Annotated in this window: 28 protein-coding genes; 23 read left to right on the top strand and 5 right to left on the bottom strand. The window is 67.4% G+C overall.

The features are described 5' to 3' along the window. On the bottom strand, positions 1 to 1370 hold a 1370-nt coding region (locus AC3WJI_RS19015; RefSeq protein WP_492758865.1), incomplete at its 3' end, for an NAD-dependent succinate-semialdehyde dehydrogenase. A gap of 87 nt (positions 1371 to 1457) precedes the next feature. Between AC3WJI_RS19015 and AC3WJI_RS19010 the strand changes: the two genes are divergently transcribed. From AC3WJI_RS19010 to AC3WJI_RS18975, 8 genes are all read left to right on the top strand, one after another. After that, a complete protein-coding gene (locus AC3WJI_RS19010) occupies positions 1458 to 1703 on the top strand; it encodes an exodeoxyribonuclease VII small subunit (protein ID WP_492758864.1) in 246 nt (81 codons plus the stop codon). A gap of 4 nt (positions 1704 to 1707) precedes the next feature. Beyond that, positions 1708 to 2616, top strand: coding sequence for a polyprenyl synthetase family protein (locus AC3WJI_RS19005; RefSeq protein ID WP_492758863.1), 909 nt, complete (start codon positions 1708 to 1710; stop codon positions 2614 to 2616). Further along, entirely contained in the window at positions 2613 to 3119 is a 507-nt protein-coding gene (gene coaD, locus AC3WJI_RS19000; RefSeq protein WP_492758862.1) for a pantetheine-phosphate adenylyltransferase, read from the top strand. The genes AC3WJI_RS19005 and coaD overlap by 4 nt, the downstream gene beginning before the upstream one ends. Before the next feature lie 85 nt (positions 3120 to 3204). Then, complete coding sequence (locus AC3WJI_RS18995; protein WP_492758861.1) at positions 3205 to 3900, top strand: peptidylprolyl isomerase; 696 nt, start codon at positions 3205 to 3207, stop codon at positions 3898 to 3900. Positions 3901 to 3915: 15 nt separating this feature from the next. Further along, positions 3916 to 4941 carry a tRNA preQ1(34) S-adenosylmethionine ribosyltransferase-isomerase QueA gene (gene queA / locus AC3WJI_RS18990; RefSeq protein WP_492758860.1) on the top strand — a complete coding sequence of 342 codons (1026 nt, stop codon included), beginning with the start codon at positions 3916 to 3918 and terminating at the stop codon, positions 4939 to 4941. Positions 4942 to 4954: 13 nt separating this feature from the next. Beyond that, positions 4955 to 5464 carry an EF-hand domain-containing protein gene (locus tag AC3WJI_RS18985; protein ID WP_492758859.1) on the top strand — a complete coding sequence of 170 codons (510 nt, stop codon included), beginning with the start codon at positions 4955 to 4957 and terminating at the stop codon, positions 5462 to 5464. 41 nt (positions 5465 to 5505) lie between these two features. Continuing rightward, complete coding sequence (locus AC3WJI_RS18980; RefSeq protein ID WP_492758858.1) at positions 5506 to 6423, top strand: cation diffusion facilitator family transporter; 918 nt, start codon at positions 5506 to 5508, stop codon at positions 6421 to 6423. After that, complete coding sequence (locus AC3WJI_RS18975) at positions 6416 to 7090, top strand: HAD-IA family hydrolase (RefSeq protein WP_492758857.1); 675 nt, start codon at positions 6416 to 6418, stop codon at positions 7088 to 7090. Before AC3WJI_RS18980 ends, AC3WJI_RS18975 begins: the two co-directional genes overlap by 8 nt. 21 nt (positions 7091 to 7111) lie before the next feature. On the opposite strand, the gene AC3WJI_RS18970 is transcribed toward AC3WJI_RS18975, so the two are convergent. Further along, a complete protein-coding gene (locus AC3WJI_RS18970) occupies positions 7112 to 7276 on the bottom strand; it encodes a hypothetical protein (protein ID WP_492758856.1) in 165 nt (54 codons plus the stop codon). Between the two features lie 11 nt (positions 7277 to 7287). After that, a complete protein-coding gene (locus AC3WJI_RS18965) occupies positions 7288 to 7920 on the bottom strand; it encodes a cupin domain-containing protein (RefSeq protein ID WP_492758855.1) in 633 nt (210 codons plus the stop codon). A 165-nt stretch (positions 7921 to 8085) separates the two neighbouring features. On the opposite strand from AC3WJI_RS18965, the gene tgt reads away from it, so the two are divergent. Both tgt and AC3WJI_RS18955 read left to right on the top strand, forming a co-directional pair. Beyond that, entirely contained in the window at positions 8086 to 9228 is a 1143-nt protein-coding gene (gene tgt / locus AC3WJI_RS18960) for a tRNA guanosine(34) transglycosylase Tgt (protein WP_492758854.1), read from the top strand. Positions 9229 to 9417: 189 nt separating this feature from the next. Beyond that, on the top strand, positions 9418 to 10356 hold the full coding sequence (locus AC3WJI_RS18955) for a cell wall hydrolase (RefSeq protein ID WP_492758866.1): 939 nt from the start codon (positions 9418 to 9420) through the stop codon (positions 10354 to 10356). 212 nt (positions 10357 to 10568) lie between these two features. Here AC3WJI_RS18955 and AC3WJI_RS18950 read toward each other — a convergent pair whose 3' ends face one another. Continuing rightward, positions 10569 to 11480, bottom strand: coding sequence for a hypothetical protein (locus AC3WJI_RS18950; RefSeq protein WP_492758853.1), 912 nt, complete (start codon positions 11478 to 11480; stop codon positions 10569 to 10571). Between the two features lie 44 nt (positions 11481 to 11524). Here AC3WJI_RS18950 and AC3WJI_RS18945 point away from each other — a divergent pair, with 44 nt between their 5' ends. Both AC3WJI_RS18945 and AC3WJI_RS18940 read left to right on the top strand, forming a co-directional pair. Then, positions 11525 to 11941, top strand: a complete 417-nt coding sequence (locus tag AC3WJI_RS18945) for a hypothetical protein (RefSeq protein WP_492758852.1) — start codon at positions 11525 to 11527, stop codon at positions 11939 to 11941. A 99-nt stretch (positions 11942 to 12040) separates the two neighbouring features. Further along, complete coding sequence (locus AC3WJI_RS18940) at positions 12041 to 12346, top strand: hypothetical protein (RefSeq protein ID WP_492758851.1); 306 nt, start codon at positions 12041 to 12043, stop codon at positions 12344 to 12346. 10 nt (positions 12347 to 12356) lie between these two features. On the opposite strand, the gene AC3WJI_RS18935 is transcribed toward AC3WJI_RS18940, so the two are convergent. Continuing rightward, complete coding sequence (locus AC3WJI_RS18935) at positions 12357 to 12962, bottom strand: helix-turn-helix domain-containing protein (protein ID WP_492758850.1); 606 nt, start codon at positions 12960 to 12962, stop codon at positions 12357 to 12359. Positions 12963 to 13312: 350 nt separating this feature from the next. On the opposite strand from AC3WJI_RS18935, the gene AC3WJI_RS18930 reads away from it, so the two are divergent. From AC3WJI_RS18930 to AC3WJI_RS18880, 11 genes are all read left to right on the top strand, one after another. Then, positions 13313 to 14737, top strand: coding sequence for a M20/M25/M40 family metallo-hydrolase (locus AC3WJI_RS18930; protein ID WP_492758849.1), 1425 nt, complete (start codon positions 13313 to 13315; stop codon positions 14735 to 14737). Positions 14738 to 14750: 13 nt separating this feature from the next. Continuing rightward, a complete protein-coding gene (locus AC3WJI_RS18925) occupies positions 14751 to 15368 on the top strand; it encodes a LysE family translocator (protein ID WP_492758848.1) in 618 nt (205 codons plus the stop codon). Between the two features lie 225 nt (positions 15369 to 15593). Further along, positions 15594 to 16670, top strand: coding sequence for a phenylalanine--tRNA ligase subunit alpha (gene pheS, locus AC3WJI_RS18920; protein WP_492758847.1), 1077 nt, complete (start codon positions 15594 to 15596; stop codon positions 16668 to 16670). After that, entirely contained in the window at positions 16667 to 19033 is a 2367-nt protein-coding gene (gene pheT / locus AC3WJI_RS18915; RefSeq protein ID WP_492758846.1) for a phenylalanine--tRNA ligase subunit beta, read from the top strand. The genes pheS and pheT overlap by 4 nt, the downstream gene beginning before the upstream one ends. A 2-nt stretch (positions 19034 to 19035) precedes the next feature. Next, entirely contained in the window at positions 19036 to 19446 is a 411-nt protein-coding gene (locus tag AC3WJI_RS18910; protein ID WP_492758845.1) for a hypothetical protein, read from the top strand. Between the two features lie 3 nt (positions 19447 to 19449). Beyond that, positions 19450 to 20196 carry an SDR family NAD(P)-dependent oxidoreductase gene (locus tag AC3WJI_RS18905; protein ID WP_492758844.1) on the top strand — a complete coding sequence of 249 codons (747 nt, stop codon included), beginning with the start codon at positions 19450 to 19452 and terminating at the stop codon, positions 20194 to 20196. Positions 20197 to 20258: 62 nt separating this feature from the next. Further along, complete coding sequence (locus tag AC3WJI_RS18900) at positions 20259 to 21107, top strand: MBL fold metallo-hydrolase (protein ID WP_492758843.1); 849 nt, start codon at positions 20259 to 20261, stop codon at positions 21105 to 21107. 30 nt (positions 21108 to 21137) lie between these two features. Beyond that, positions 21138 to 22016: an aldose 1-epimerase family protein gene (locus tag AC3WJI_RS18895; protein ID WP_492758842.1), complete on the top strand. Its 879-nt coding sequence runs from the start codon at positions 21138 to 21140 to the stop codon at positions 22014 to 22016. A 31-nt stretch (positions 22017 to 22047) separates the two neighbouring features. After that, positions 22048 to 22308 carry a type II toxin-antitoxin system ParD family antitoxin gene (locus AC3WJI_RS18890; RefSeq protein WP_492758841.1) on the top strand — a complete coding sequence of 87 codons (261 nt, stop codon included), beginning with the start codon at positions 22048 to 22050 and terminating at the stop codon, positions 22306 to 22308. Further along, positions 22305 to 22613 (top strand): type II toxin-antitoxin system RelE/ParE family toxin, encoded by a 309-nt coding sequence (locus AC3WJI_RS18885; protein WP_492758840.1) that lies wholly within the window; start codon positions 22305 to 22307, stop codon positions 22611 to 22613. Before AC3WJI_RS18890 ends, AC3WJI_RS18885 begins: the two co-directional genes overlap by 4 nt. A gap of 27 nt (positions 22614 to 22640) precedes the next feature. Further along, positions 22641 to 24218 (top strand): peptide chain release factor 3, encoded by a 1578-nt coding sequence (locus AC3WJI_RS18880; RefSeq protein ID WP_492758839.1) that lies wholly within the window; start codon positions 22641 to 22643, stop codon positions 24216 to 24218. Positions 24219 to 24311: the final 93 nt, after the last annotated feature.

Below are 24311 nucleotides of genomic sequence, written 5' to 3'. Positions count from 1 at the left end.
GCTTTCCCCCCGCCGAACATCACTGCCTTCAGGTTCATGAATTCGTGCATCCCCCACGGCCCGAGCTCGCGGCCGTGCCCGGACAGCTTCACGCCCCCGAACGGCGCCTCGGGCGTCGAGGCGAGCAGCGAATTGACCGCGGTCATCCCCGATTGGATGTCGCGCGCGAACCGCTCGATCTCGACCTCTTCGGTGGTCCACACCGCCGAGCCCAGCCCATAGGGCACGTCGTTCGCCAGCGCGATCGCGGCGTCAATGTCGTCGGCCTTGTACACCGCCGCGACGGGTCCGAAGATCTCCTCCTTGGCGACGTCGCTCTCGGGATCGAGCCCGACCAGCACGCCGGGGGTCATCCATGCGCCCTCGCGATCGATCTTCTCGGCGCCGAGCAGCAACTCCGCTCCCGCCGCGGTGGCGCGCGCGACCTGCTCGAGCACCGTGTCGCGCTGTTCCACGCTCGACAGCGGCCCCATCACCGTATCCGCGTCCATCGGATCGCCGATCCGCACCGCCTTCATCCCCGCCACGAACTTCTCGAGAAACGCATCATAGACCTCGGCATGGACGATCATCCGCTTGGCGCAGATGCAGCTCTGCCCGGCATTCTGCACCCGCGCGGTCACTGCGGTCTTCGCCGCCAGGTCGAGATCGGCCGAGGGCATCACGATCAGCGGGTCCGACCCGCCAAGCTCGAGCACCACCTTCTTGAGCGCCTTGCCCGCCGCCGCCGCCACCTTGGCGCCGGCACCCTCGCTCCCGGTCAAGGTCACCGCGACCACGCGCTTGTCAGCGATGAGGTCCGAGACCTTGTCGGACTTGATCGCGAGGTTCTGGAAGAGACCGTCGGGCGCCCCCGCCGCGCTCGCCAGTTGCTGCATCAGCGCCGCGCAGCCCTGCACGCTCGACGCGTGCTTCAGCAGCGCGACATTGCCCGCCATGATCGTCGGCGCGAGGAAGCGCACGACTTGCCAATACGGGAAATTCCACGGCATGATCGCGAGCACCGGCCCCATCGGCAGCCAGCGCGCCATCGCATGCCCGGTCGGGGTCTTGACCTCGCTGGGCTCGAGATAGCGCGGGCCGTGCTCGGCATAATGCCGGAACCCCGATACGCACTTCTCGACCTCGGAGATCGCTCCGGTGATCGGCTTGCCCATCTCCTTGACCGCGGTCTCGGCGAGATGCTGCTTGTTCGCTTCCCATTGATCGGCGATCGCGGTCAGCAGCGCCGTGCGCTGGTCGAGCGGCGAGTGGCGCCAAGCCTCGAACGCGGTCTGCGCGCGCGTCAGCGCCAGCTCGACGCCGTCGGCATCGAGTTCCTCGAAGCGCTCCCCGGCCTCGCCGGTCGCAGGATTGATGCTGGTGAACATGGCGCGTGTCTCCTCGAAGCTTCGCGCCCAACATGTGGCGCGGTTCCGCGGTTGCAATCCCCGCCCGCCCTGCCGCATAGCGTCGCCATGGCAGACGACGCGCACATCACCGAACTCTCCTTCGAGGAAGCCCTGAAGGAGCTCGAGCGGATCGTCGGCCGGCTCGAGAGCGGCGACGCCCAGCTCCAGGAGGCGATCGACCTGTACGAACGCGGCGACCAGCTTCGCCGTCAATGCGCCGCGCGGCTCGATTCGGCCCAGGCGCGCATCGAGGCGATCCGCACCGACGCGCAGGGCCGCGCGGTCGGCACCGCGCCGTTCGCGGCCGGCTGAGCGAGTGGCGAGCGTGGCCGATGCGTCCCTCGCGCTCCAGGCGGCGCTCCGGCAGGTCTCCACCGAGATCGATCGCCAGTTCGACCTGCTGCTCGCCGTCCCCGACGATCCCCGCCAGGGGCTCTACCGCGCGATGCGCCACGCAGCGATCGGCGGCGGCAAGAGGCTGCGGCCTTTGCTCGTCTTCGGCACCGCAGGCCTGTTCGGGGTCAACCGCGCCGCGATCGCGCGTGTCGCCACCGCGCTCGAATGCATCCATGTCTATTCGCTGATCCACGACGACCTGCCGGCGATGGACGATGACGATCTGCGTCGCGGCAAGCCGACGGTGCACAAGGCGTTCGACGAGGCCACCGCAATCCTCGCCGGCGACTGCCTCCACGCGCTCGCCTTCGAGCTCCTCGCGGACGACGCGACGCATCCCGACCCGTTCGTCCGCATCGAACTGGTCGGCGCGCTTGCCCAGGCCTCGGGGCCAGCGGGAATGGCGGGCGGCCAGATGATGGACCTCGAGGCTGAGAAAACGAGCTTCGACTTGCCGACGGTGACGCGGCTCCAGGCGATGAAGACCGGCGCGCTGATCGGCTGCGCGGTCGAGTGCGGCGCGATCCTCGGCCGCCTGCCGATCGAGGGCCGCACCGGCCTGCGCGGTTATGCCCGCGACATCGGGCTCGCCTTCCAGATCGCCGACGACATCCTCGATGCCGAGGGTGACGAAGCGCTTGCCGGCAAGAAATTGCGCAAGGACGACCAGGCCGGCAAGGAGACCTTCCTCTCGCTGCTCGGACTCGACCGGGCCCGCGCCCAAGCCAAATTGCTGGTCGACCAGGCGATCGAGCACCTCAAGCCTTATGGCGCCGAGGCGGACCTGCTCCGCGACTTGGCGCGCTACACCTTGGAGAGGGATCGATGACCACCCGCATCGGCGTCTATCCCGGCACTTTCGATCCGATCACCCGCGGCCATATGGACATCATCCGCCGCGGCGCGAAGCTCGTCGACCGGCTGGTGATCGGCGTGACCACCAATCCGTCCAAGTCGCCGATGTTCACGATCGAAGAGCGGCTCGACATGGTCAGGCGCGAGACTGCCGATATCGGCGGCGAGATCCACGTCGTCAGCTTCGATTCGCTGCTGATGGACTTTGCCGAGCGCGAAGGCGCCAGCATGATCGTCCGCGGGCTGCGCGCCGTCGCGGACTTCGAATATGAATATCAGATGGCGGGGATGAACCAGCAGCTGAACGACCGCGTCGAGACGGTCTTCCTGATGGCTGACGTCTCGCTCCAGCCGATCGCCAGCCGGCTGGTCAAGGAAATCGCGCTATATGGCGGCGCGATCCGCAAGTTCGTCAGTCCCGCGGTCGAGGCCGATGTCGCGCGCCGCGTCGCCGAGATCGGCCGCAAGGGCTCCTAGGCGCCCGGCTGTATTCGCTGCCTTTCCGCCGCCACACCTTTGTTCTAGACCCTGTTCCGACAAGAAGATCCGAGTGGGGATGTTGATGCGTTTCGTTACCGCCTTGGCCGCTGGTGCCGCTTTGTTGTTCGCAGTTCCCGCCGCCGCGCAAAAGGGCCCGCCCGCCAAGCCCGAGGTCGAGACGCTCAAGGGCGTCACCGCCGATCCCAACGCCGCGGTCGCCACCGCGGTCGCCGCCGATCCCGAGAATACCTGGATCCTCGATTTGTCGACCGGCGGGCGCGTCACCATCCGACTGCGTCCCGATGTCGCGCCCAAGATGGTCGCGCAGGTCAAGACGCTCACCCGCCAGCATTTCTATGACGGCACGATCTTCCACCGCGTGATCGACGCGCCCGAGAACATGGCGCAGGGCGGCGATCCCACCGGCACCGGCACCGGCGAGTCCAAGCTCCCCGACGTGCCGGCCGAATTCAACAACCTGCCGCATGTCCGCGGCGCGGTGTCGGCGGCGCGCACCCAGGATCCCAACAGCGCCAACAGCCAGTTCTTCATCATGTTCGGCCCGCGCCTCGGCTTCGACCATGACTATACTGTGTTCGGCCGCGTCGTCGCCGGCATGGCCTGGGTCGACAAGATCGAGCGCGGCGAGCCGCCGGCGAACCCGACCCGCATCGTCCATGCGTATGTCGCCGCGGACAATCCCCCGCCGTACCAGCCCGCCCCGGTCACCGCGCCGGCGCTGCCGGAAGGCGAGACCAAGGTCACATTGCCCCAGTGAGCGACCAGTAATTAGGTGAACGTCGACCTCTTCGACTTCGAGCTGCCGGCGGAGCGGATCGCGCTCCGTCCCGCAAGCCCGCGCGACTCCGCGCGCCTGCTCGTGCTCGACGGCGCCGCGACGCGCGACCTAAGCGTGCGCGACTTGCCGGCTAGCCTGCGCAAGGGCGACCTGCTCGTCTTCAACGACACCCGCGTCATCCCTGCCCAGCTCGAGGGCCTGCGCGGCGAGGCCCGCATCGGCGCGACCCTGCACAAGCGCGAGGGGTCGCGCCGCTGGCGCGCCTTCATCCGCAACGCCAAGCGCCTGCGCGAAGGCGACCAAGTCGATTTCGGCCAGGGCGTCACTGCCACCGCGTCGGATCGCGCCGAAGACGGCAGCTTCGCGCTCGATTTCGCCGGCGACGAGCCGGTCGAATTGCTCCTCGAACGCTGCGGCCGCATGCCGCTGCCGCCCTATATCGCTTCGAAGCGCCCTACCGACGCGCGCGACGCCGACGATTACCAGACGATGTTCGCCGCCGAGCCCGGTGCCGTCGCCGCCCCCACCGCCGCGCTCCATTTCACCCCCGAGCTCCTCGCCGCGCTCCACGCCGCCGGCATCGGCCACGCAACGCTGACGCTCCATGTCGGCGCGGGCACCTTCCTGCCGGTCAAAGCCGAGGACACCGACGCGCACCGGATGCATGCCGAATGGGGCAGGATCGACGCGGTGACCGCCGACCGCCTTAACGCGGTCCGCGCCGCGGGCGGCCGCGTCATCGCGGTCGGCACCACCAGCCTGCGCCTGATCGAGAGCGCCGCGCGCGACGACGGCACAATCGCCCCCTTCGAAGGCGACACTGCGATCTTCATCACTCCCGGCTATCGCTTCAAGGGCGTCGACGGGCTGTTGACCAACTTCCATCTGCCGCGCTCGACCCTGTTCATGCTGGTATCGGCGCTGATGGGGCTGGAGCGGATGCAGGCCGCCTACGCGCATGCCATTGCCACCGGCTACCGCTTCTATAGCTATGGCGATGCCAGCCTGTTGCTGCCCTGACGAAAGGACGAGGATGCGCCTGCCCCTGTTGTTCGCCGCATTCGCCGCGGGTCCCGCATTCGCCCAGCAGGTTCCGGTGACTCCGGTGGTGCCCGGCCCCCAGGCCCAGCCCGCCGCGACGGTGATGGCCGAGCCGGTCGCGATGATGATCGCGGCGTTCGATCGCGACGGCGACGCCCGGGTCAGCCGCGCCGAATTCGACGCCGGGCTGCGCCACAGCTTCGACAGCGTCGACACCGCCAAGACTGGCTCGCTCGGCTATATCGCCTATTCGGACTGGTCCGAACGCTGGCTCGGCGACCGCAACACGCTGCCCAGCCCTTTCGAGATCGACCGCGACGGTGACAACCGCATCACTTGGGACGAGCTCGCCGCGCGCTTCGACCTGCTCTTCACGCGATTCGACACCAACAAGGACGGCGTACTCGTGCGCAGCGAGTTGCTGACCTTGCGCCCGCAGATGTTCGATCGCGACCGGCGCGGGCGTGCGATGGGCAAGCCCCGCAACAAACCCCGCAATTGAGGTCCTAGCATCTCATGCACATGCCCGGCTAAACGGCCCTGATGGCGGGACATCACGACCACGATCATTCGCACGGCCATGCGCCGGTCGATTTCGGTCGCGCCTTCGCTTTGGGCGCCGCACTCAACATCGGCTTCGTCGCGATCGAGGGCGCTGCCGGCTTCCTGACCGATTCGGTCGCGCTGCTCGCCGATGCCGGGCACAATCTCTCCGACGTGCTCGGGCTGCTCGTTGCCTGGGCGGGGGCAGAGCTGGCCAAGCGCCCCGCCTCGCGCCGCTTCACCTACGGGCTGCGCGGCAGCTCGATCCTCGCGGCGCTCACCAATTCGCTGCTGCTGCTCGTCGCGGTCGGCGCGATCGCGCTCGAGGCGATCCAGCGCTTCGCCAGTCCCGCTGAAGTCCCGGGCGGCGCGGTGATGGCGATCGCCGCGGTGGGCATTGTCGTCAATCTCGGCACCGCTTTGCTGTTCGCGCGGGGGCGCAAGGGCGACCTCAACATCCGCGGCGCCTATCTGCACATGGCCGCCGACGCCGCGGTCTCGGCCGGGGTGGTGATCGGCGGCGGGCTGATCCTGCTCACCGGCGCGCAATGGATCGATCCGGCGATCAGCCTGGTCATCGTCGCGGTGATCCTGTGGAGCACCTGGGGCCTCGCCCGCGAATCGCTGACCATGGTGCTCCAGGCCGTTCCCGAAGGGATCGACGCCGAGGCGGTCGAACAGGCGCTGATCGGCCTGCCCGGCGTGGCGCGCGTCCACGACCTGCACATCTGGCCGATGAGCACGTCCGAGGCCGCGCTGACCGCGCACCTTGTGATGCCGGGCGGCCATCCCGGCGACGCGTTCCTGATCGACCTCCAGCACCGGCTGGCGCACGATTTCCGGATCGATCACACCACCGTCCAGATCGAGCTCGGCGAAGGGGCCGAATGCCGGATGCACGGCCACGCCCATGGCTGACGCACCGCCCCTGCCCGCTGCCAAGGGTCCGCCGATCCGGCTGGTAATCTTCGATTTCGACGGCACCTTGTCCGACAGCGGCGACTGGTTCCTGTCGGTGGTCGACCAGCTCGCCCGGCGCTTCCGCTTCCGCACCGTCGCGCCCGATGAAGTCGAGATGCTGCGCCATCGCAGCTCGCGCGAAGTGATCGAGTTTCTCGGCATCGCGCGCTGGAAGATGCCGCTGATCGCGCGGCATCTGCGCAAGCTGGTCGGCGCCAATGCGCATCAGATCGAGCTTTTCCCGGGTACGCCCGATCTGCTCGAGCAGCTCGCCGCGACCGGCGTCAAGATCGCCCTGGTCACCTCCAACTCCGAAGCCAATGCTCGGAAAATCCTCGGCGAACGCCATGCCGCGCGGATCGATTGCTATGCCTGCGGCTCGTCGCTGTTCGGCAAGGCACCCAAGTTCCGCCGCGTGCTCAAGAAGATGGCGACCCCCGCCGCCGCCGCGCTGGCGATCGGCGACGAGACTCGCGACATCGACGCCGCGCGCGAAGTCGGCATGCGCGCCGGGGCGGTGCTGTGGGGCTATGCCAGCGAGAAGGTCCTCACCGCCCACGCCCCCGACACGCTGTTCCGCGGCCCGCAGGACATCCTCGACTATGTCGCCGCGCACCGGGGCTGACGCTCGGTAGCAGTAGGCGCCTCACCCGCCGCCAATCCCCTCGATCACCTTGCCGCTGCCGCCGCAGTCCGGACAGGTTCCGCCATCGGCCTCGCCCGAGCCGGCGCAGCGCGGGCAGACATTCTCGCCGGTCCCGGGCGTGCCCGGCGCGGCGTCATCGCCCGGATTGGTGGGTTCGCTCGCCATTTGTCCGCTCCTCACTCGACATGCACTGCCAGCCAAACACTCGGACGGTCCTTCGCGGTCCATGTCACCCAATGCTTTTGCCCCGCGGCGATCCAGACATGATCGCCGGCGTGCAGCGTCACTTCGTCCGAATCCTCGATGCGCAGCCCCGCGGCGCCTTCGAGCAACAGCACCCATTCGTCCTGCGCCTGCACCATCGGCGCGTCCTCGGGCGTCGCCTGCCCGCGCGAGACGATCCGCTCGACGCGCACCCCCGGCCGCGCGACCAGCTCGGTGAACGCCTCGGCACGCTTCGCGGCGGGCAATCCGGTGAGCAGATTGTCGACTTTCACCTTGAAGCGCGGCTTCGGCTTGGGTTTGGGCGCCGGCTTCGCCTTGGGCTCGGCTTTGGGCCTCGGGCGCGGCCTCGCCGACCCCGCCGACTTGCTCCACGCATTGCTCGTCGCGCCGCGCAGATAGTCTTGGATTTCGTCGGCGCTGGCGGTGAGACCGTCGGCGCCCACCCCGAACACCGCTTCGCCTTGCGCGCCATTGAGCCCATATTTGCCGAAGTCGCCGCCCGGCTTACGCCGCCGCGACGCGACCAGCTTCAACCCGCGATGCGCCGCCATTTCGCGGAGATGCTCGGTGGTTTCGTTGGGCATATTCGATCCTCAAAAACTCCCTCTCCCTTGTGGGAGAGGGAAGGGCGAGGGGGAGAGAGTCCCAGCCCCCTCACCCTTCCGCCGACTTCGTCGGCTCCCTCCCTCTCCCACAAGGGGAGAGGGAAACATGGACTCAGGTTCGCGAAAACGCCAAGGCAACGCGCCATGACAGCCGCACCCCCCCGTTTCCACTTCACCATCCACGCCACCGACGGCAAGGCCCGGCAGGGCACGATCGCGATGCAGCGCGGCGAGATCCGTACCCCCGCCTTCATGCCGGTCGGCACCGCCGCTACGGTCAAGGCGGTCAAGCCGCAGGACGTCCGCGCCTCGGGCGCCGACATCCTGCTCGGCAACACCTATCATTTGATGCTCCGCCCCTCGGCCGAGCGCGTGGCGCGACTGGGCGGGCTCCATAAATTCATGGGTTGGGATCGCCCGATCCTCACCGATTCGGGCGGTTATCAGGTGATGAGCCTGTCCGAACTGACCAAGCGCAGCGAGGAAGGCATCGTCTTCAAATCGCACTTGGACGGCACCCGCCACATGCTCAGCCCCGAGCGCTCGATGGAGATCCAGCGGCTATTGGGCTCGAACATCGTCATGGCGTTCGATGAACTCGTCCCGACAACCTCGACGCGCGACGTCCAGGCCGCCGCAATGGAACGCTCGATGCGCTGGGCGAAACGCAGCCGCGACGCCTTCGACGCCGGCGGCGCGCATGCCGAGAACAATGCGCTGTTCGGCATCCAGCAAGGCGCGCTCGACGAGTCGCTGCGCAAGGCAAGCGCCGACGCGCTGCTCGACATCGGCTTCGACGGCTACGCCATCGGCGGCCTTGCCGTCGGCGAGGGCCAGGAAGCGATGTTCGCCGTGCTCGACTACGCCCCCGGTCAGCTCGATGCCGCCAAGCCGCGCTATCTGATGGGCGTGGGCAAGCCAGACGACATTGTCGGCGCGGTCGAACGTGGGGTCGACATGTTCGATTGCGTGCTCCCCACCCGCAGCGGGCGCACCGGCCAGGCATTCACGCGCACGGGCCCGATCAACATCCGCAACGCGAAGTTCGCCGAGGACGAAGGCCCGCTCGACCCGGCCTGCGCCTGCCCGACCTGCGCGGGCTGGAGCCGCGCCTATATCCACCACCTCGTCCGCGCCGGCGAGATCCTCGGCGCGATGCTGATGACCGAGCACAATCTGTGGTTCTACCAGGCGTTGATGGCCGATCTGCGCGCCGCGATCGGGGAAGGACGACTCACTGTCTTCGCCGACGATTTCCGCGCGAAGTACCGCGGCACTGCCGGCTGACCCACAATGCTCCTGCTTTCGCACGAGCACGGAGCGTTCGGAGCCTCCACCCCTTAGCTTAACCATAAGCTGTTCCGCCCCGGGACGGACCGAAATCGAGGGGCGCGGGAGGGTACGAATGTCGATATATGGACTGCCACACGAACGACGGGGTGTGGTTTGTTTTTGCGGCGGTTCACTCGAGTGCAGATGCGTGGCGTCGCGGCTGGGGCGCTCGTCTCGCTGGTCGGCGCCGGCTTCTCGGCGCACGCGCTGAGCCTCGACACCCCGAGCGTCACCGCCGAGACCGCCCGCGCCGGCTATGAGGCCGACGACCATTTCCCCGGTTCGGCACTCTACACCGCGGTCCCCGACGAGGCCGCCGCGGCGACCGGAACCACCGGGACGATTGCCCTGCCCGATCTGCCGGTGCCCGAAGGCGCAGTGATCGATTCGTCGATTCAGCCCGCGGCGCCCTTTCACCTCGCCGGCAGCGCCGTCGACAATGCCCGCGCGCTCCAATGCCTGACCCAGGCGATCTATTACGAGGCCGCGAGCGAGCCCGATGACGGTCAGCGCGCCGTCGCGCAGGTGGTGCTCAATCGCGTACGCCACCCCGCCTTCCCCGCCACCGTCTGCGGCGTCGTCTTCCAGGGCTCCGAAAAGAGCGGCTGCCAGTTCAGCTTCGCCTGTGACGGGGCGATGGCGCGGATGCCGTCGCGCGCCGCCTGGGACCGCGCCGCGCGCGTCGCCGGGGCGGCGCTCGCCGGCAGCGTGTTCGCGCCGGTCGGCATGGCGACGCATTACCACACCTATGCCGTGACGCCATCGTGGAACCGCAGCCTGGTGATGACCGGCATGTTCGGCGCCCACCTGTTCCACCGCTGGAAGGGGTGGTGGGGCATGTCGGCGGCGTTCAGCCAGTCCTATCGCGGCGGCGAACCCTTCCCCGCGCCGCATTTGGCCGCGGCGCCCGCACCCGCCGCGATCCCGGTCGCGGTGCCCGCGCTTGTCGCCCGCGAACCCGCGCGCGACGTCCAGCCCGCTTATGCCGAAAGCGGCACGCCGACCGCGGCCTATGCGGAGGCGACGCTGCCCGAGTCGCAGATCCTCGACAAATGGAAGGACAGCGGCAAGCCGCTGCGCTGACCGGGGACGCCGTGCGCGTCGTCAATCCCACGTTAACCGTCGCTCTCTATTAGGTAGCGGGCGCTCTCGCTGCGTGGAGGCAAAGAGAGCGCCCGCGCTGTCGCGTTCGAGTCATCCGGGGGGAAATGACACGCGACAGCTATCGGAACAGCAGGACCAACGGCGCAGCGCCGGAACGTCCGGCACCGGCAGAAATGCGTACGATCAGCGAATCATCGCGGCGCGATCGAAACCGTGATGAGGTCGCTATACTGGCCGGCGCGCTTGCCGGCGACGCTGCCGATCACGAAATGCATCGGCAGCGCGTCGCGCGTCGGATCGGTCCCCGCCGAAGTATAATTGGCCGTCGATGCGAGCGAGAGCGTGCTCTCGCCGATCATCAGCTGATAGGGCACGCTCCAATCGGCATTGGCCATCTTGAGCAGGCCATTGTTCTTCGAAATGAATTCGAGCCGATAGGCGCGCGTGCTGGCGACCGTCATCTGCAGCGGCACCTGCGAGACGCCTTCCTTGAGCTCGCCGAGATCGACCAGCGCCTGCCCGCCGTTGCGCCGATACTGGCCCGATAATCCGAGCACCGCCGAGGGCAGCACATTGACGCCCAGCACGAAGGAGCGCGTCGCAAGCGCCTCGCCGCGGCCCTGCTGCTCGGCGACGAGCATCACCCGCTGGCTGAACAGTCCGTCGGCGACCAGCCCGTCCTCGTCGACCGCGAGCTGGAAGCGCACCAGCTGCTGGCTGTGCGGCTGGACGACGACCGGGCGCTGCGTCGCGCGTGCGATCGTGCGGCCCGAAAGCGGCGTGGCGTTGCTGTTCGAGAATTGGTCGAGCAGCGTGTAGGTCACGCGCCCGGCGCGGCCTTCGCGCGCGAGCCCGAACGGCTCCTGGTCGACCACGAAGACCGGCTGGAACGCGCAGGCCGCGCCGCCCTCGTTGTTGAACACGACGTCGTAGATCGCGATCGGCACGTTGGTCGCGAACGGATCATAGCCCTGGATGATCCAGTTGGTGGCACCGCTCTCGATGCGCAGCGCGCAATCGGCGCGCGAAGCGGACTGCGCCGCTGCCGGATTCGCCGAAGCCAGCGCCGCGGCGGCTGCCAGAGTGGCTGAAAATATTTTCAACGGGACATGAGATCAGGCCTGATCAGATAGCAACGGGTGTTTCGATGCCGATCAGATCTCTCCCCAAGTTCGCCGCGATATTCCTGCTGTCATGCGGGTCCGCGGCCAGCGCCGAAGCCGTCGCGACGGGCACCTTCAACCTCCAGTTGACCGTGCCGCTCGTCTGCCGGGTGACGCATCAGAGCGCGATCAGCCCCTCTGGCGACGGCTATCGCCTCGGCGAGCTGCGCGAGTTCTGCAATTCGCCGCGCGGCTACGCGCTGGTGGTGAATTATGCGCCGGGCTCGATGAAGGGCGCCGTGGTCGCCGTCGGCGAAGAGCGCGTCGTGCTCGACGGTTCGGGCCATGCCGTGATCAGCCGCGCCGCCGGCCCGCGCATCCGCGACCGCGAGATCTTCGCCGAGCCGGGGGCCGCCGGATTCGACACCGACCGACTCGAGTTCAACGTCGAAGCGTCGTGACCGCGCGGCGGGGCTGCCCGCCGCACTTTGTCCCGGATTGAACCGATCGCGATCCGGAATCCGTTTGCGCGGATTCCGGATCGCCTCTTATCTGGGCATATGGAAACGCCCGTCCATTCCGAAGATCTCGGCGAGATCGTCGAAACACTGATCGAGGCGCAGGCGCTGCTCGCCTCCTCTATCTATGTCGACCTGGTCAATCTCGGGCTGCTCGATACCGCCGCCGCGGCGCGCCGGCTGCATGCGCTCGGCGAAATCGCTGCGAGCCCGCTCCAGCGCCATCCTGCGGTCGCCGAGGCGCTCGGCGCGCGGATCCGCGATTATGCTACAGGGTTCGATCGCGCGCACGACAGCGGGTCGCGCCCGCGCTTCCAGCTTCAGCTCGTCCGCGGCGGCAAGGCCTAGGGCCTGATCCTCAGGCGCGCTGCCGGCCCGGCTCGGCGCCCGCGGCGTCGCCATTGCCCGAGCGCGTCCGGCAATAATCGGCCTTGAGCGCCCAGCCCTGGCCGCGCACCGACTGGATGAAGTCGCGTCCGCCGCTAGCGAGCTTGAGCTTCTGGCGCAGGTTCGAGACGAATACGTCGATCGTCCCGATCGTCGCCTGCTCGCCATCGGCATAGAGCGCCTGGTGAATGCTGCGCCGCGCGACCGGCTGCGGCATCGCCTGCCAGAGCAGGTCGAGCACGCGCTTCTCCGATTCGGTGAGGCCGACTTGGCGCCGCCCGACGCGATACTGGTTTTCCTCTTCGCGATAGACCAGCGAATTGAGATAGTCGCCGCGCGTCTCGCGGGTCTTGCTGCCCTGCTCAAGCGCCGAGAGCACCAGCCCGACCAGTTCGTCGCGGTGCGAATCGAGCAATGCGTGGAGCGCCGGGGCCTCGCCGTTGGGCGACGCTTCCTGCGTGAGACGCGACGCTCGGCGAACCAGGTCGAGCGCGTCGTCGACGCTGCGCCGGCTCTCGACGAGCCGCGCCTCGCAGTCGCGCAGCAGCCCGGCGAGCGATTCGCTATCGAGCGACATGCGGATCGAGCTCGAAGTTATATCCGCGCGCTTGCAGCGATCTTTCGACGACCTTTGTCGGGTCGCTCAAATCAACAAGCCATCGCCGTGGCAAATCTGACGCAACTTGAGTCACTGTAAGCCGTTACCCGTCCAAAGATAGAATGCCGTATGACATTCGTTTCTTAAAAGGCACATTCTGCCATTATCGTGACAGACGCAAGCGTGAAACAATTGGCACAATCAAGTAATCTATAGTTAATAGTTTAACAATTGGTTAATTCTTTATAACTATTTATTGAAGTTGCTTCGGGTGTGCATCCACGGTCTGCTCGCTTGCCCCGCCGCTCGTCCGGGCGTAGCTCGTCGCGATGACCGACTCCGCCCCTGCGCTCGCTTATGTCGACGACCATCTCGACCAGAGCCTCGACCGCCTGTTCGCGCTGATGCGCGTGCCCTCGATCTCCACCGATCCGGCTTATGCCGAGCAGTGCCGCGCCGCCGCGCAGATGCTTGCCGACGAGCTTGCCGGGCTCGGCTTCGACGCCCGCGTCGCGCCGACCCCGGGGCACCCGATGGTCGTCGCACATCACGACGGCCCAGAAGATTCGGACGCGCCGCACGTGCTGTTCTACGGCCATTACGACGTGCAGCCGGTCGACCCGCTCGAACTCTGGAAGCGCGACCCGTTCGATCCCGTGCTCGAAACCCGCGCCGACGGCAGCAAGGCGATCGTCGGCCGCGGCGCCTCCGACGACAAGGGCCAGCTGCGCACCTTCGTCGAGGCGTGCCGCGCGTGGAAGGAGACCGCCGGCCGCCTGCCGGTCCGCGTGACGATCCTGTTCGAGGGCGAGGAAGAATCGGGCTCGGAGAGCCTCGAGCCCTTCCTCCACGCCAATGCCGACGAGCTGCGCGCCGACTTCGCGCTGATCTGCGACACTTCGATGTGGGACACTGCGACGCCGGGCCTCACCATCGGGCTGCGCGGCATGGCCGGCGGGCAGGTCACCGTCCACGGCCCCTCGCGAGACCTGCATTCGGGGCTTTATGGCGGGCCGGCACGCAATCCGATCCAGGTGCTGACCGGCATTCTCGCCGGCCTCAAGGATGCCGACAGCCGCGTCACGCTGCCCGGCTTCTATGACGGCGTCCACCCGCTCAGCGCCGAGGTCCAGTCGAGCTGGGACGCGCTCGGCTTCGATTCGGCGCAGTTTCTCGGCGATGTCGGGCTCAGCGTCCCCGCCGGCGAGACGAGCGTCGGCGTGCTCGAGCAGAGCTGGGCGCGCCCGACCGCCGAGATCAACGGCATCTGGGGCGGCTATACCGGCGAAGGCTTCAAGACCGTGATCCCCGCCGAAGCCCACGCCAAGATCAGCTTCCGCCTCGTCGGCGATCAGGACCCCGATCAGGTCTGGGCGGCGTTCGAGGACCATGTCCGCGCGCGCCTGCCCGCCGACTGTACCGCTGAATTCAAGGTGCGCGGCGGGTCGCGCGCGATTAGCCTCGCCGCCGACAGCCCGCCGCTCGCCGCGACCCGCGCCGCGCTCAATGCCGAATGGGGCAAGTCGGCCTTGCTCGCCAGCGGCGGCTCGATACCGGTGGTCAATTCGATCCGCTCGATCCTCGGCATGGACAGTGTGATGGTCGGCTTCGCGCTCAACGACGACAATATCCACTCGCCCAACGAGAAATACGACCTCAACAGCTTCCACAAGGGCATCCGCTCCTGGGTGCGCATCCTCGACCGGCTCGGCGCCACGGCAGCGGCCGAGGCGCCCGAGGCCGCGACCGCCTGACAAGGGACGATCCATGGCGATGCAGACCTGGTGGCTCTACGTCACCGCGGTGTTCCTGATCGCGGCGACGCCGGGCCCCAACATGCTCCACGTGATGGTGCAGAGCATCCATCACGGGCCGCGCCGCGCCACCTTCTCGATGGCCGGGTTGATGAGCGCGGTGCTGCTCTGCCTGCTCGCCTCCGCCGCCGGGCTCGGCGCCTTGCTCAAGGCGTCGCCTGCCTTGTTCGACGTGCTGCGCTATGCCGGCGCCGCCTATCTGATCTGGCTCGGCATCAAGGCGTGGCGCGCGCCGGTTGGCGCCACCGCGGCGGATCCGCACACCCGCCACTCGGCGGGCGCGCTCTACGCCACCGGCTTCGTCACCGGGCTGTCCAATCCCAAATTGATCATCTTCGCCGCGGCATTGTTCCCCCAGTTCATCGACCTGCACCGCCCGTTCTGGCTCCAGCTCGGCATCTTGATGGCGAGCTTCGTGGTGATCGAGGGCTTCTGGTACAGCGTATACGCGCTCGGCGGCCGCTCGCTCGCGGCATGGCTGGCCCCGGCCAATCGCCAGAAGCTGTTCAACCGCGCCACCGGCGTGATGTTCATCGGTTTCGGCGGCGCCCTGCTCGGCAGCCGGGTGTAGCTTTAGAGCGCATCGACATCCAAATATCCTCCCCCGCCAGGGGGAGGTGTCAGCGAAGCTGACGGAGGGGGAGGACTCACTATCGCAGTGAGTCGCTTACCTCCCCCTCCGTCGCCTTCGGCGCCACCTCCCCCTGGCGGGGGAGGATACGCATCGATTGGGCTCAGGGCTTGACCTGAGCTTGTGACTCGGGTTCGAGCCATCTCGCATCACGAACGGAATCTCATGACCACCGATCTCGAACAATTGCGCAGCGACCTGCTCGCCTCGATCGACGCCGCAGCAGGCCTCGATGCGGTCGAGGCGCTGCGCGTCCATGCGCTCGGCAAACAGGGCGCGATCACCGGGCTGCTCAAGACTCTCGGCGGCATGAGCCCCGAGGAGCGCCAGGAGCAGGGCCCGCGCATCCACGGGCTGCGCGAGGCGGTCACCGCGGCACTGGCCGAGCGCAAGGCTTCGCTCGAACGGCTCGCGCTCGATGCGCGGCTGGCGAGCGAGACGCTCGACATGACCCTGCCTGTCGACGGCGTTGCGCCGGGTTCGGTGCACCCGGTCAGCCAGGTAATGGACGAGCTCGCCGAGATCTTCGCCGATTTGGGCTTCGCGGTCGCCACCGGCCCGGAGATCGAGGACGACTGGCACAATTTCACCGCGCTCAACATCCCGGAGACGCATCCGGCGCGGGCGATGCACGACACCTTCTATCTCGCCGGCGAGCATGAGCCGAAGATGGTGCTCCGCACGCACACCAGCCCGGTGCAGATCCGTACGATGATGGCGCAGAAGCCGCCCATTCGGATCATCGCGCCGGGCCGTGTCTACCGCTCCGATTCGGACGCGACGCACACCCCGATGTTCCACCAGATCGAAGGGCTGGTGATCGACAAGGGAATCACGCTCGGCCATCTCAAATGGACGCTCGAGACCTTCCTCAAGGCGTTCTTCGAGCGTGACGACATCGTGCTGCGACTGCGCCCGAGCTATTTCCCGTTCACCGAGCCCTCGGCCGAAGTCGATGTCGGCTATTCGGTGGTGAACGGCAAGCGCGTGATCGGCGGCTCCGAAGGCTGGATGGAAGTGCTCGGCTCGGGAATGGTCCACCCCAAGGTGATCGCCGCCGCCGGGCTCGACCCGAGCGAATGGCAGGGCTTCGCCTTCGGCACCGGCGTCGACCGCCTCGCGATGCTCAAATACGGGATGGACGATTTGCGCGCCTTCTTCGACGGCGACCTGCGCTGGTTGCGCCATTATGGCTTCTCGGCACTCGACGTACCCACGCTGAGCGGGGGAGTCGGCGCATGAAATTCACCTTCAACTGGCTCAAGGAGCATCTCGAGACCACGGCGTCGCTCGACCAAATCGTCGAGGCGCTGACCCGCGTCGGCCTCGAAGTCGAAGGCGTCGAGAATCCGGGCGAGAAACTCGCCGGCTTCCGCGTCGCCAAGGTGCTCACCGCCGAGCGCCATCCCCAGGCCGACAAGCTCCAGGTGCTGACCGTCGACACCGGCGAAGGCGCGCCTTTGCAGGTCGTCTGCGGTGCGCCCAACGCCCGCGCGGGATTGGTCGGCGTGCTCGGGCTGCCTGGCGCGGTGGTTCCGGCCAATGGCATGCAGCTCAAGGTCGCCGCGGTGCGCGGCGTCGAATCGAACGGCATGATGTGCTCGACGCGCGAGCTCGAGCTCGGCGACGATCATGACGGGATCATCGAGCTTCCCGAGGATGCGCCGATCGGCACCTCCTATCCCGATTATGCCGGGCTCAACGACGCAGTGATCGACGTCTCGATCACTCCCAACCGCCAGGACTGCATGGGCGTCCGCGGCATCGCACGCGACCTCGCCGCGGCGGGGCTCGGCACGCTCAAGCCGCTCGAGGTCGATCCGGTCCCCGCCAGCGGCCCCGGCCCCGAAGTCCGCATCGAGGCGCCCGAAGGCTGCCCGGCCTATTTCGGCCAAACCGTCAGCGGGGTGACCAATGGTGCCTCGCCCGATTGGATGCAGCGCCGCCTCAACGCGATCGGCCAGCGCCCGATCTCGGCGCTCGTCGACATCACCAACTACGTGATGATCGATCTCGGCCGCCCGCTGCACGTCTATGACAAGGCGAAGCTGGCGGGCGCCTTGGTCGTGCGCAAGGCGAAGCCCGGCGAACAAGTGCTCGCGCTCAACGAGAAGACCTATACGCTCGACGAGACCGTCACCGTGATCGCCGACGCCAATGGCGTGCACGATATCGGCGGGATAATGGGCGGCGAGGACACCGGCGTCTCGGAGGCTACCACCGACGTGGTGATCGAATGCGCGTATTTCGATCCCAACCACATTGCCCGCACCGGCCAGAAGCTCAATCTCACCAGCGACGCGCGCTCGCGCTTCGAGCGCGGAGTAGACCCTGCGTTCCTCAACGACGGTATCGCGATCGCCACGCGCTACGTCGTCGACCTGTGTGGCGGCAGTGCGAGCGAAGTCACCCGCGCCGGGCATGCACCGACCGAGCCGCGCAGCTATCGCTACGATCCCACCCTTGCCGAGACATTGGGCGGCCTCGTCGTCGCTGCCGATCGGCAAAAGGCGATCCTCGCAAGCCTCGGCTTCACCGTCGACGGCGACTGGAACGTCACCGTGCCGAGCTGGCGCCGCGACGTCGATGGCCCCGCCGACCTCGTCGAGGAAGTCATCCGCATCGAGGGCATCGACAAGGTACCCTCGACGCCGCTCGACCGCGCCCCGGGCGTCGCCCGCCCGACCGCCACCCCCGAGCAGAAGCTCGAGCGCAAGCTGCGCCGCACCGCTGCGGCGCGCGGGCTCAACGAAGCGGTGACGTGGAGTTTCATCTCCGAAGCCGAAGCCGCGCCGTTCGGCGGCGGCGGCTGGACGCTGGCCAATCCGATCAGCGAGGACATGAAGGTCATGCGCCCGTCGCTGCTTCCCGGCCTGCTCGCCGCGGCCGAGCGCAACGTCAAGCGCGGCGCGGCCAGCGTCCGCCTGTTCGAGATCGGCCGCCGCTATCACGCCGACAAGGAGCGGCTGACCTTGGCATTGGTCCTAGCCGGCGCGCGCGATCCGCGCGGCTGGCAAAGCGGCAAGGCGCGTCCGTTCGGCGCGTTCGACGCCAAGGCCGAAGCGCTGGCATTGCTCGAAGCCGCCGGTGCACCGGTCGCCAATCTGCAGGTGATGGGCGAGGCGGGCGACGTCTATCACCCCGGTCAGTCGGCGACCTTGCGGCTCGGGCCCAAGACCGTGCTCGCCGCGTTCGGGATGGTCCACCCGTCGGTGCTCAAGGCGTTCGACCTCGATGGCGAGGTCGCCGCGGTCGAGATCTATCTCGATGTGCTGCCCGCTAAGCGCAGTGTCGGCTTCATGCGCCCGGCCTATACCCCGCCGGCGCTCCAGGCGGTGACGCGTGACTTCGCCTTCCTCGTTCCCGCCGAGCTGGCGGCGGGCGACCTGGTTCGCACCATCAAGGGTGCCGACAAGGCAGTGATCGTCGACGCGCGGCTGTTCGACCGGTTCACCGGCACCGGCGTGCCCGAGGGGCAGAAGAGCCTCGCGGTCGAAGTCACGCTCCAGCCGGGCGAAAAGAGCTTCACCGATGCCGAATTGAAGGCGGTCGCCGACAAGGTGGTCGCCGCGGCAGGCAAGCTCGGCGCGAGTCTCAGGGGCTGAAGATGATCGAACGGTTTCTCCCGGGTCTTCAGGCGAAGATGGAGGATGCGGACGAAACCGAGTTCATGATCGTCATGCTCCCGGGCGACCTCGACCCGTTCGATCGCCATTACCGTTTCAGCATCCATATCGATGCCGAGCTGCGGCTGGCGGGGTTCGGCCGCAGCGACGGTGGCGGCACGCTCTATCGCAACATCGATTTCGAATCGGATGAGGAGGGCGAGGACGAGATCGTCTCGACCATCCTCGACGTGCACGCGACCGACGTGGACGGTGCCCGCGCACTGCTCCGGCTGCATCTGCCCGAATTGGGCGCGCCGGAGGGAACGCGCATCCAGTTCGGCGAGTATGAGGATCGTTATGACGGGGAGCGCTGGCATCTCGGCGAACCGCGCAGCATCGAGGAGTTCTGAGCCATGCCCACCGTATTGATCACCGGCGCGACCGCGGGCATCGGCGAGGCCGCCACGCGGGTCTTCGCCGCGGCGGGGTGGAAAATCGTCGGGACCGGGCGGCGCGCCGATCGGCTGGCGGCGCTGCGGTCAGAGCTGGGGGACGCGCTCCACACGCTCGAATTCGACATTCGCGACGAGGCCGCGCGCGACGCGGCACTGGAGAGCCTGCCCGCGCCTTTCGGCGAGATCGACCTGCTGATCAACAATGCCGGCCTCGCGCTCGGGCTCGAACCGGCGCAGCAGGCGAGCCTGTCCAACTGGACGACGATGATCGACACCAACATCGGCGCCTTGGTGTCGATCACGCACAAGCTTCTTCCGCAGCTGGTCGCGCGCAAGGGGGCGATCATCAACCTGTCGTCGGTCGCCGCCAATTATCCCTATCCCGGCGGCAACGTCTACGGCGCGACCAAGGCGTTCGTCCGCCAGTTCAGTCTCAATCTGCGCTCGGATCTGATCGGCACCGGGGTGCGCGTCTGCTCGATCGAGCCGGGCATGGTCGAGACCGAGTTCAGCCTGGTGCGCACCGGCAGCCAGGATGCGTCCGACAAGATCTATGCCGGCGTGAACCCGATGACCGCCGAGGACATCGCCAAGACGATGCTCTGGGTTGCCGAGCAGCCGCCGCACCTCAACATCAATTCCTTGGAGCTGATGCCGGTCAACCAGGCCTGGTCGCCGTTCCTGGTCCACCGCGAAACTACCTGACTTGGGTTAATCGCCTGAACCGGCACGCTTTTCCTGCGTTGGCGCGGGGGAAAGGGAGGCCGATGCGCATCCACCACCTCAATTGCGGTACCGATTGCCCGTTCGGCGGCGCCTTGTTCGACGGGCGCAGCGCCGGGCTGACCGGGCGGCTGGTCTGCCACTGCCTGCTGATCGAGACCGATGCGCGCGGCCTCGTGCTGATCGATACCGGCTATGGCCTGCGCGACGTCGACCATCCGCACCGTCACCCGGCGCGGATCACCCGGGCGATGCGCGCGATGCTCAACATCAAGCTGCGCGAGGAGGAGACTGCGTTTCGCCAGATCGAGGCGCTCGGGCTCGATCCGCCCGACGTGCGCCACATCGTGCTCACCCATCTCGACTTCGATCATGCCGGCGGGCTCGAGGACTTCCCCCAGGCGATGGTCCACGTCATGGAAAGGGAATTCGCCGCCGCGACCGGGCCGAAGGTCGGCTTCGTCCCCCGCAATCGCTATCGGCCGACGCAGTTCGACGACGTCGCCAACTGGCGCCGCTACACCAGTCTCGGCGAAGCCTGGTTCGGCTTCGATACGGTGCGCGGGCTGGAGGGGCTGCCGCCCGAGATCCTGCTGGTGCCGCTGCCCGGCCACACCTGGGGCCATGCCGGCGTGGCGATCGACACCGGCGCCGGCTGGCTGCTCCACGCCGGTGACGCCTATTTCTACCGCGGCGAGATGCGCCAGGCGAAGCGCCACTGCACGCCGGGGCTGCGCGGCTATCAGACGATGATGGAAGTCGCGCGCGACCAGCGGCTCGGCAATCAGGAACGCCTGCGCCGGCTGTCGATCGAGCGGCGCGATCAGGTGAAGATCCTCTGCGCGCATGACCCGGTCGAGTTCGAGCAAGCAGCGGCAGGCGCGCTGTTGTGACCCTCACGCGCCGCCGCTAGGGCCGGCGCCATGACCGAACCTTTCGTCGAAATCGCCTCGGACCAGCTGCACGCCGCGATCAACCCGTTCGGCGCGGAATTGTCCTCGCTCCGTGCGCTCGATGGCGCCGAGCTGATGACCGACGCGGATCCGGCCTTCTGGAGTGGCCGTGCGCCGTTGCTGTTTCCGATCGTCGGACGGCTGGCGGACGACCGCTATCGCGTTGACGGCAAGCAATATGCACTGCCCCAGCACGGCTTCGCCCGGCGTCAGCCGTTCACGCTGATCGAACAGGCGGCCGATCGCGCAGTGTTCCGGCTCTCCGACAATGACGCGACTCGCGCCGTGTACCCGTTCGCGTTCACGCTCGATGCGGCATTCACGCTGAATCAGGCCATGTTGGCCATCGACATCACCGTCGCCAATACCGGCGATCGCGACATGCCCGCCAGCTTCGGCTTCCACCCCGCCTTCGCCTGGCCGTTGCCGTTCGGCCGCCCGCGTGCGGCGCACCGCATCGTCTTCGAAAAGGACGAGCCGGCCGAGCTCTCGACGATCGCGCAAGGCGGCGGAATCGCACCCGAGACCGCGCCCAGTCCGCTCGAGGGCCGCGAACTGCGGCTGAACAACGCGCTGTTCGAACACGACGCGCTCGTCTGGAACAGCCTCGAAAGCGAGTCGCTGCGCTACGACGGCGGTGACGGGCCCGGCCTCGAGATCAGCTTCGCCGGCATGCCCAAGCTCGGCATCTGGACCAAGCCCGGCGCGCGCTTCGTCTGCATCGAGCCCTGGCACGGTATTGCCGATCCGCTCGGCTTCGCCGGCGAAATCTGGGACAAGCCGGGCATCCTCCGCTTCGCCCCCGGCGAGAGTCGCCGCTTCGGGATGCAGGTGACGCTGGCGGGTTGATTGCGGGGGGGAAGAAGCAGATATTGGGCTGATGGGCAGCAATGTCGATCTTGGACCGAAGTTGGAGCAAGCAGTCGCCGAGCTTGTCGAAAACGGCGTCTACAAGTCGCGCGAGGAGCTCCTGCGTGAGGGCGCACGGCTGATTCACGAGCGCGAATCACGGCGCGCGATGATCGATGCCAAAATCGAGCAGGGCATAGCAGATGCGGATGCGGGTAGGCTGATACCGATAGAAGACGTGATTGCAGAGTTTCGCGAGCGGTATCGGAGTGAGTCGCGGCGGACCGCATGAAGGTCTTCCTGTCGCACACGGCGCGTCAGGAACTTGCGGACATTGCTGATTGGATTGGCCGCGACAATCCTGAGCGCGCGGAAAGCTTCAGCCTCGTGCTGCTGGAGCGCGCTATGGCGATCGGCGATTTTCCGGCCGCTTTCCCGCTCCTGGATCAATTTCAGCATCGCGGCATCCGCCGGCGCGCCTATCGAGATTACCTAATCCTGTATCGTATCCTCGCGGACACCGTCGAAGTCATTCACATCGTCCATGGCGCTCGGAACCTGACCGCCTTATTGGCCTGCGACGAGCCAGACTTCTGATCCCGACGGATTTTCGCGAGTAACTGAATGCCTTCCGACCACACCAACGACCGCCGTACCTTCGCGATCATCTCGCACCCCGACGCCGGCAAGACCACGCTCACCGAGAAGCTCCTCCTGTTCGGCGGCGCGATCCACTTGGCCGGCGAGGTCAAGGCGCGCGGCGCCGCCCGCCGCGCGCGCTCGGACTGGATGAAGATCGAGCAGCAGCGCGGCATCTCGGTCACCAGCTCGGTGATGACCTTTGAGCGTGAAGGCGTGACCTTCAACCTGCTCGACACCCCGGGCCACGAGGATTTCAGCGAGGACACCTATCGCACGCTCACCGCGGTCGATTCGGCGGTGATGGTGATCGACGTCGCCAAGGGCATCGAAAGCCAGACCCGGAAACTGTTCGAGGTGTGCCGGCTGCGCAACGTGCCGATCATCACCTTCGTCAACAAGGTCGACCGCGAGGGCCGCGAAGTGTTCGACATCCTCGACGAGGTTGCGAACCTGCTCGCGCTCGACGTGACGCCGATGACCTGGCCGGTCGGCATGGGCGGCAATTTCGAGGGCATCTACGACCTCGCCACCAAGCGCCTGCTGCTGCCCGAGGGGCCCAGCCGAGAGTTCCAGGGCAAGGTGATCCAGACCACCGGGCTCGACGATCCCCAGCTCGACGCGATCCTCAGCGCCGACAATCTCGCCAAGCTGCGCGAAGAGGTAGAGCTCGCCGGGGTCGGCTATCCCGAGTTCGACGCCGGGGCCTATCGCCATGGCGATCTCACCCCGGTCTATTTCGGCTCGGCGCTCAAGGAGTTCGGCGTCGATTCGCTGATCGAGGCGCTCGCCGCCTTCGCCCCGCCGCCCCGTGCGCAGCCCGCCGAGCCCGCCCCGGTCGAGCCCGGCCGCGACGAAGTCACCGGCTTCATCTTCAAGGTCCAGGCCAACATGGACCCCAACCACCGCGACCGCATCGCGTTCATGCGATTGTGCTCGGGCACCTTCAAGCGGGGCATGAAGCTGACGCCGACCGGCCACGGCAAGCCGATCGCGATCCACTCGCCGATCCTGTTCTTCGCGCGCGAGCGCGAGCTCGCCGACGAGGCGTTCCCCGGCGACATCATCGGCATTCCCAATCACGGCACCTTGCGGGTGGGCGACACTTTGTCCGAGCGTGCCGATGTTCGTTTCACCGGCCTGCCCAATTTCGCGCCCGAGATCCTGCGCCGTGTCGCGCTCAAGGATCCGACCAAGACCAAGCAGCTGCGCAAGGCGCTCGACGACATGGCCGAGGAGGGCGTGACGCAGGTCTTCTATCCCGAGATCGGCTCGAACTGGATCATCGGCGTGGTCGGGCAGCTCCAGCTCGACGTGCTGCTCAGCCGGCTCGACGCCGAGTACAAGGTCGCGGCAGGGCTCGAGCCGGCGCCGTTCGAGACCGCGCGGTGGGTCTCGAGCCCGGACCCCAAGGATCTCGAGGAGTTCATGGGGCTCAACCGCGGCGCCATGGCCAAGGACCGCGACGGCAACCCGGTATTCCTCGCCAAATCGGCATGGGAAGTGGGCTACATCGCCGACCGCTATTCGAAGGTGAAGTTCGCCGCGACGCGGGAGCGGTGAAGGCGCCGCTCTACTCCCCTCCCTGCAAGGGAGGGGTCAGGGGTGGGTAAGAAAAGGTCGGGCTCGATGCCCGGCCTTTTCTCTATCACTAGC

The sequence above is a fragment of the Sphingomonas sp. FW306-1B-B10E genome (assembly GCF_058782005.1).
This window is presented reverse-complemented; position numbering and strand designations above follow the sequence as displayed.

What these genes read in the sequence shown, in the direction of transcription:
- pheT (WP_492758846.1), top strand. Translation starts at nt 16,667, where the DNA reads ATGAAATTCACCTTCAACTGGCTCAAGGAGCATCTCGAGACCACGGCG.
- AC3WJI_RS18900 (WP_492758843.1), top strand. Translation starts at nt 20,259, where the DNA reads ATGCGCATCCACCACCTCAATTGCGGTACCGATTGCCCGTTCGGCGGC.
- AC3WJI_RS18885 (WP_492758840.1), top strand. Translation starts at nt 22,305, where the DNA reads ATGAAGGTCTTCCTGTCGCACACGGCGCGTCAGGAACTTGCGGACATT.
- AC3WJI_RS18930 (WP_492758849.1), top strand. Translation starts at nt 13,313, where the DNA reads ATGACCGACTCCGCCCCTGCGCTCGCTTATGTCGACGACCATCTCGAC.
- AC3WJI_RS18895 (WP_492758842.1), top strand. Translation starts at nt 21,138, where the DNA reads ATGACCGAACCTTTCGTCGAAATCGCCTCGGACCAGCTGCACGCCGCG.
- AC3WJI_RS18905 (WP_492758844.1), top strand. Translation starts at nt 19,450, where the DNA reads ATGCCCACCGTATTGATCACCGGCGCGACCGCGGGCATCGGCGAGGCC.
- AC3WJI_RS18980 (WP_492758858.1), top strand. Translation starts at nt 5,506, where the DNA reads ATGGCGGGACATCACGACCACGATCATTCGCACGGCCATGCGCCGGTC.
- AC3WJI_RS18940 (WP_492758851.1), top strand. Translation starts at nt 12,041, where the DNA reads ATGGAAACGCCCGTCCATTCCGAAGATCTCGGCGAGATCGTCGAAACA.
- AC3WJI_RS18970 (WP_492758856.1), bottom strand. Translation starts at nt 7,276, where the DNA reads ATGGCGAGCGAACCCACCAATCCGGGCGATGACGCCGCGCCGGGCACG.
- AC3WJI_RS18975 (WP_492758857.1), top strand. Translation starts at nt 6,416, where the DNA reads ATGGCTGACGCACCGCCCCTGCCCGCTGCCAAGGGTCCGCCGATCCGG.
- AC3WJI_RS18965 (WP_492758855.1), bottom strand. Translation starts at nt 7,920, where the DNA reads ATGCCCAACGAAACCACCGAGCATCTCCGCGAAATGGCGGCGCATCGC.
- AC3WJI_RS18925 (WP_492758848.1), top strand. Translation starts at nt 14,751, where the DNA reads ATGGCGATGCAGACCTGGTGGCTCTACGTCACCGCGGTGTTCCTGATC.
- tgt (WP_492758854.1), top strand. Translation starts at nt 8,086, where the DNA reads ATGACAGCCGCACCCCCCCGTTTCCACTTCACCATCCACGCCACCGAC.
- AC3WJI_RS18945 (WP_492758852.1), top strand. Translation starts at nt 11,525, where the DNA reads ATGCCGATCAGATCTCTCCCCAAGTTCGCCGCGATATTCCTGCTGTCA.
- AC3WJI_RS18910 (WP_492758845.1), top strand. Translation starts at nt 19,036, where the DNA reads ATGATCGAACGGTTTCTCCCGGGTCTTCAGGCGAAGATGGAGGATGCG.
- coaD (WP_492758862.1), top strand. Translation starts at nt 2,613, where the DNA reads ATGACCACCCGCATCGGCGTCTATCCCGGCACTTTCGATCCGATCACC.
- AC3WJI_RS19010 (WP_492758864.1), top strand. Translation starts at nt 1,458, where the DNA reads ATGGCAGACGACGCGCACATCACCGAACTCTCCTTCGAGGAAGCCCTG.
- AC3WJI_RS18985 (WP_492758859.1), top strand. Translation starts at nt 4,955, where the DNA reads ATGCGCCTGCCCCTGTTGTTCGCCGCATTCGCCGCGGGTCCCGCATTC.
- AC3WJI_RS18995 (WP_492758861.1), top strand. Translation starts at nt 3,205, where the DNA reads ATGCGTTTCGTTACCGCCTTGGCCGCTGGTGCCGCTTTGTTGTTCGCA.
- AC3WJI_RS18935 (WP_492758850.1), bottom strand. Translation starts at nt 12,962, where the DNA reads ATGTCGCTCGATAGCGAATCGCTCGCCGGGCTGCTGCGCGACTGCGAG.
- AC3WJI_RS18880 (WP_492758839.1), top strand. Translation starts at nt 22,641, where the DNA reads ATGCCTTCCGACCACACCAACGACCGCCGTACCTTCGCGATCATCTCG.
- AC3WJI_RS18890 (WP_492758841.1), top strand. Translation starts at nt 22,048, where the DNA reads ATGGGCAGCAATGTCGATCTTGGACCGAAGTTGGAGCAAGCAGTCGCC.
- pheS (WP_492758847.1), top strand. Translation starts at nt 15,594, where the DNA reads ATGACCACCGATCTCGAACAATTGCGCAGCGACCTGCTCGCCTCGATC.
- AC3WJI_RS18955 (WP_492758866.1), top strand. Translation starts at nt 9,418, where the DNA reads ATGCGTGGCGTCGCGGCTGGGGCGCTCGTCTCGCTGGTCGGCGCCGGC.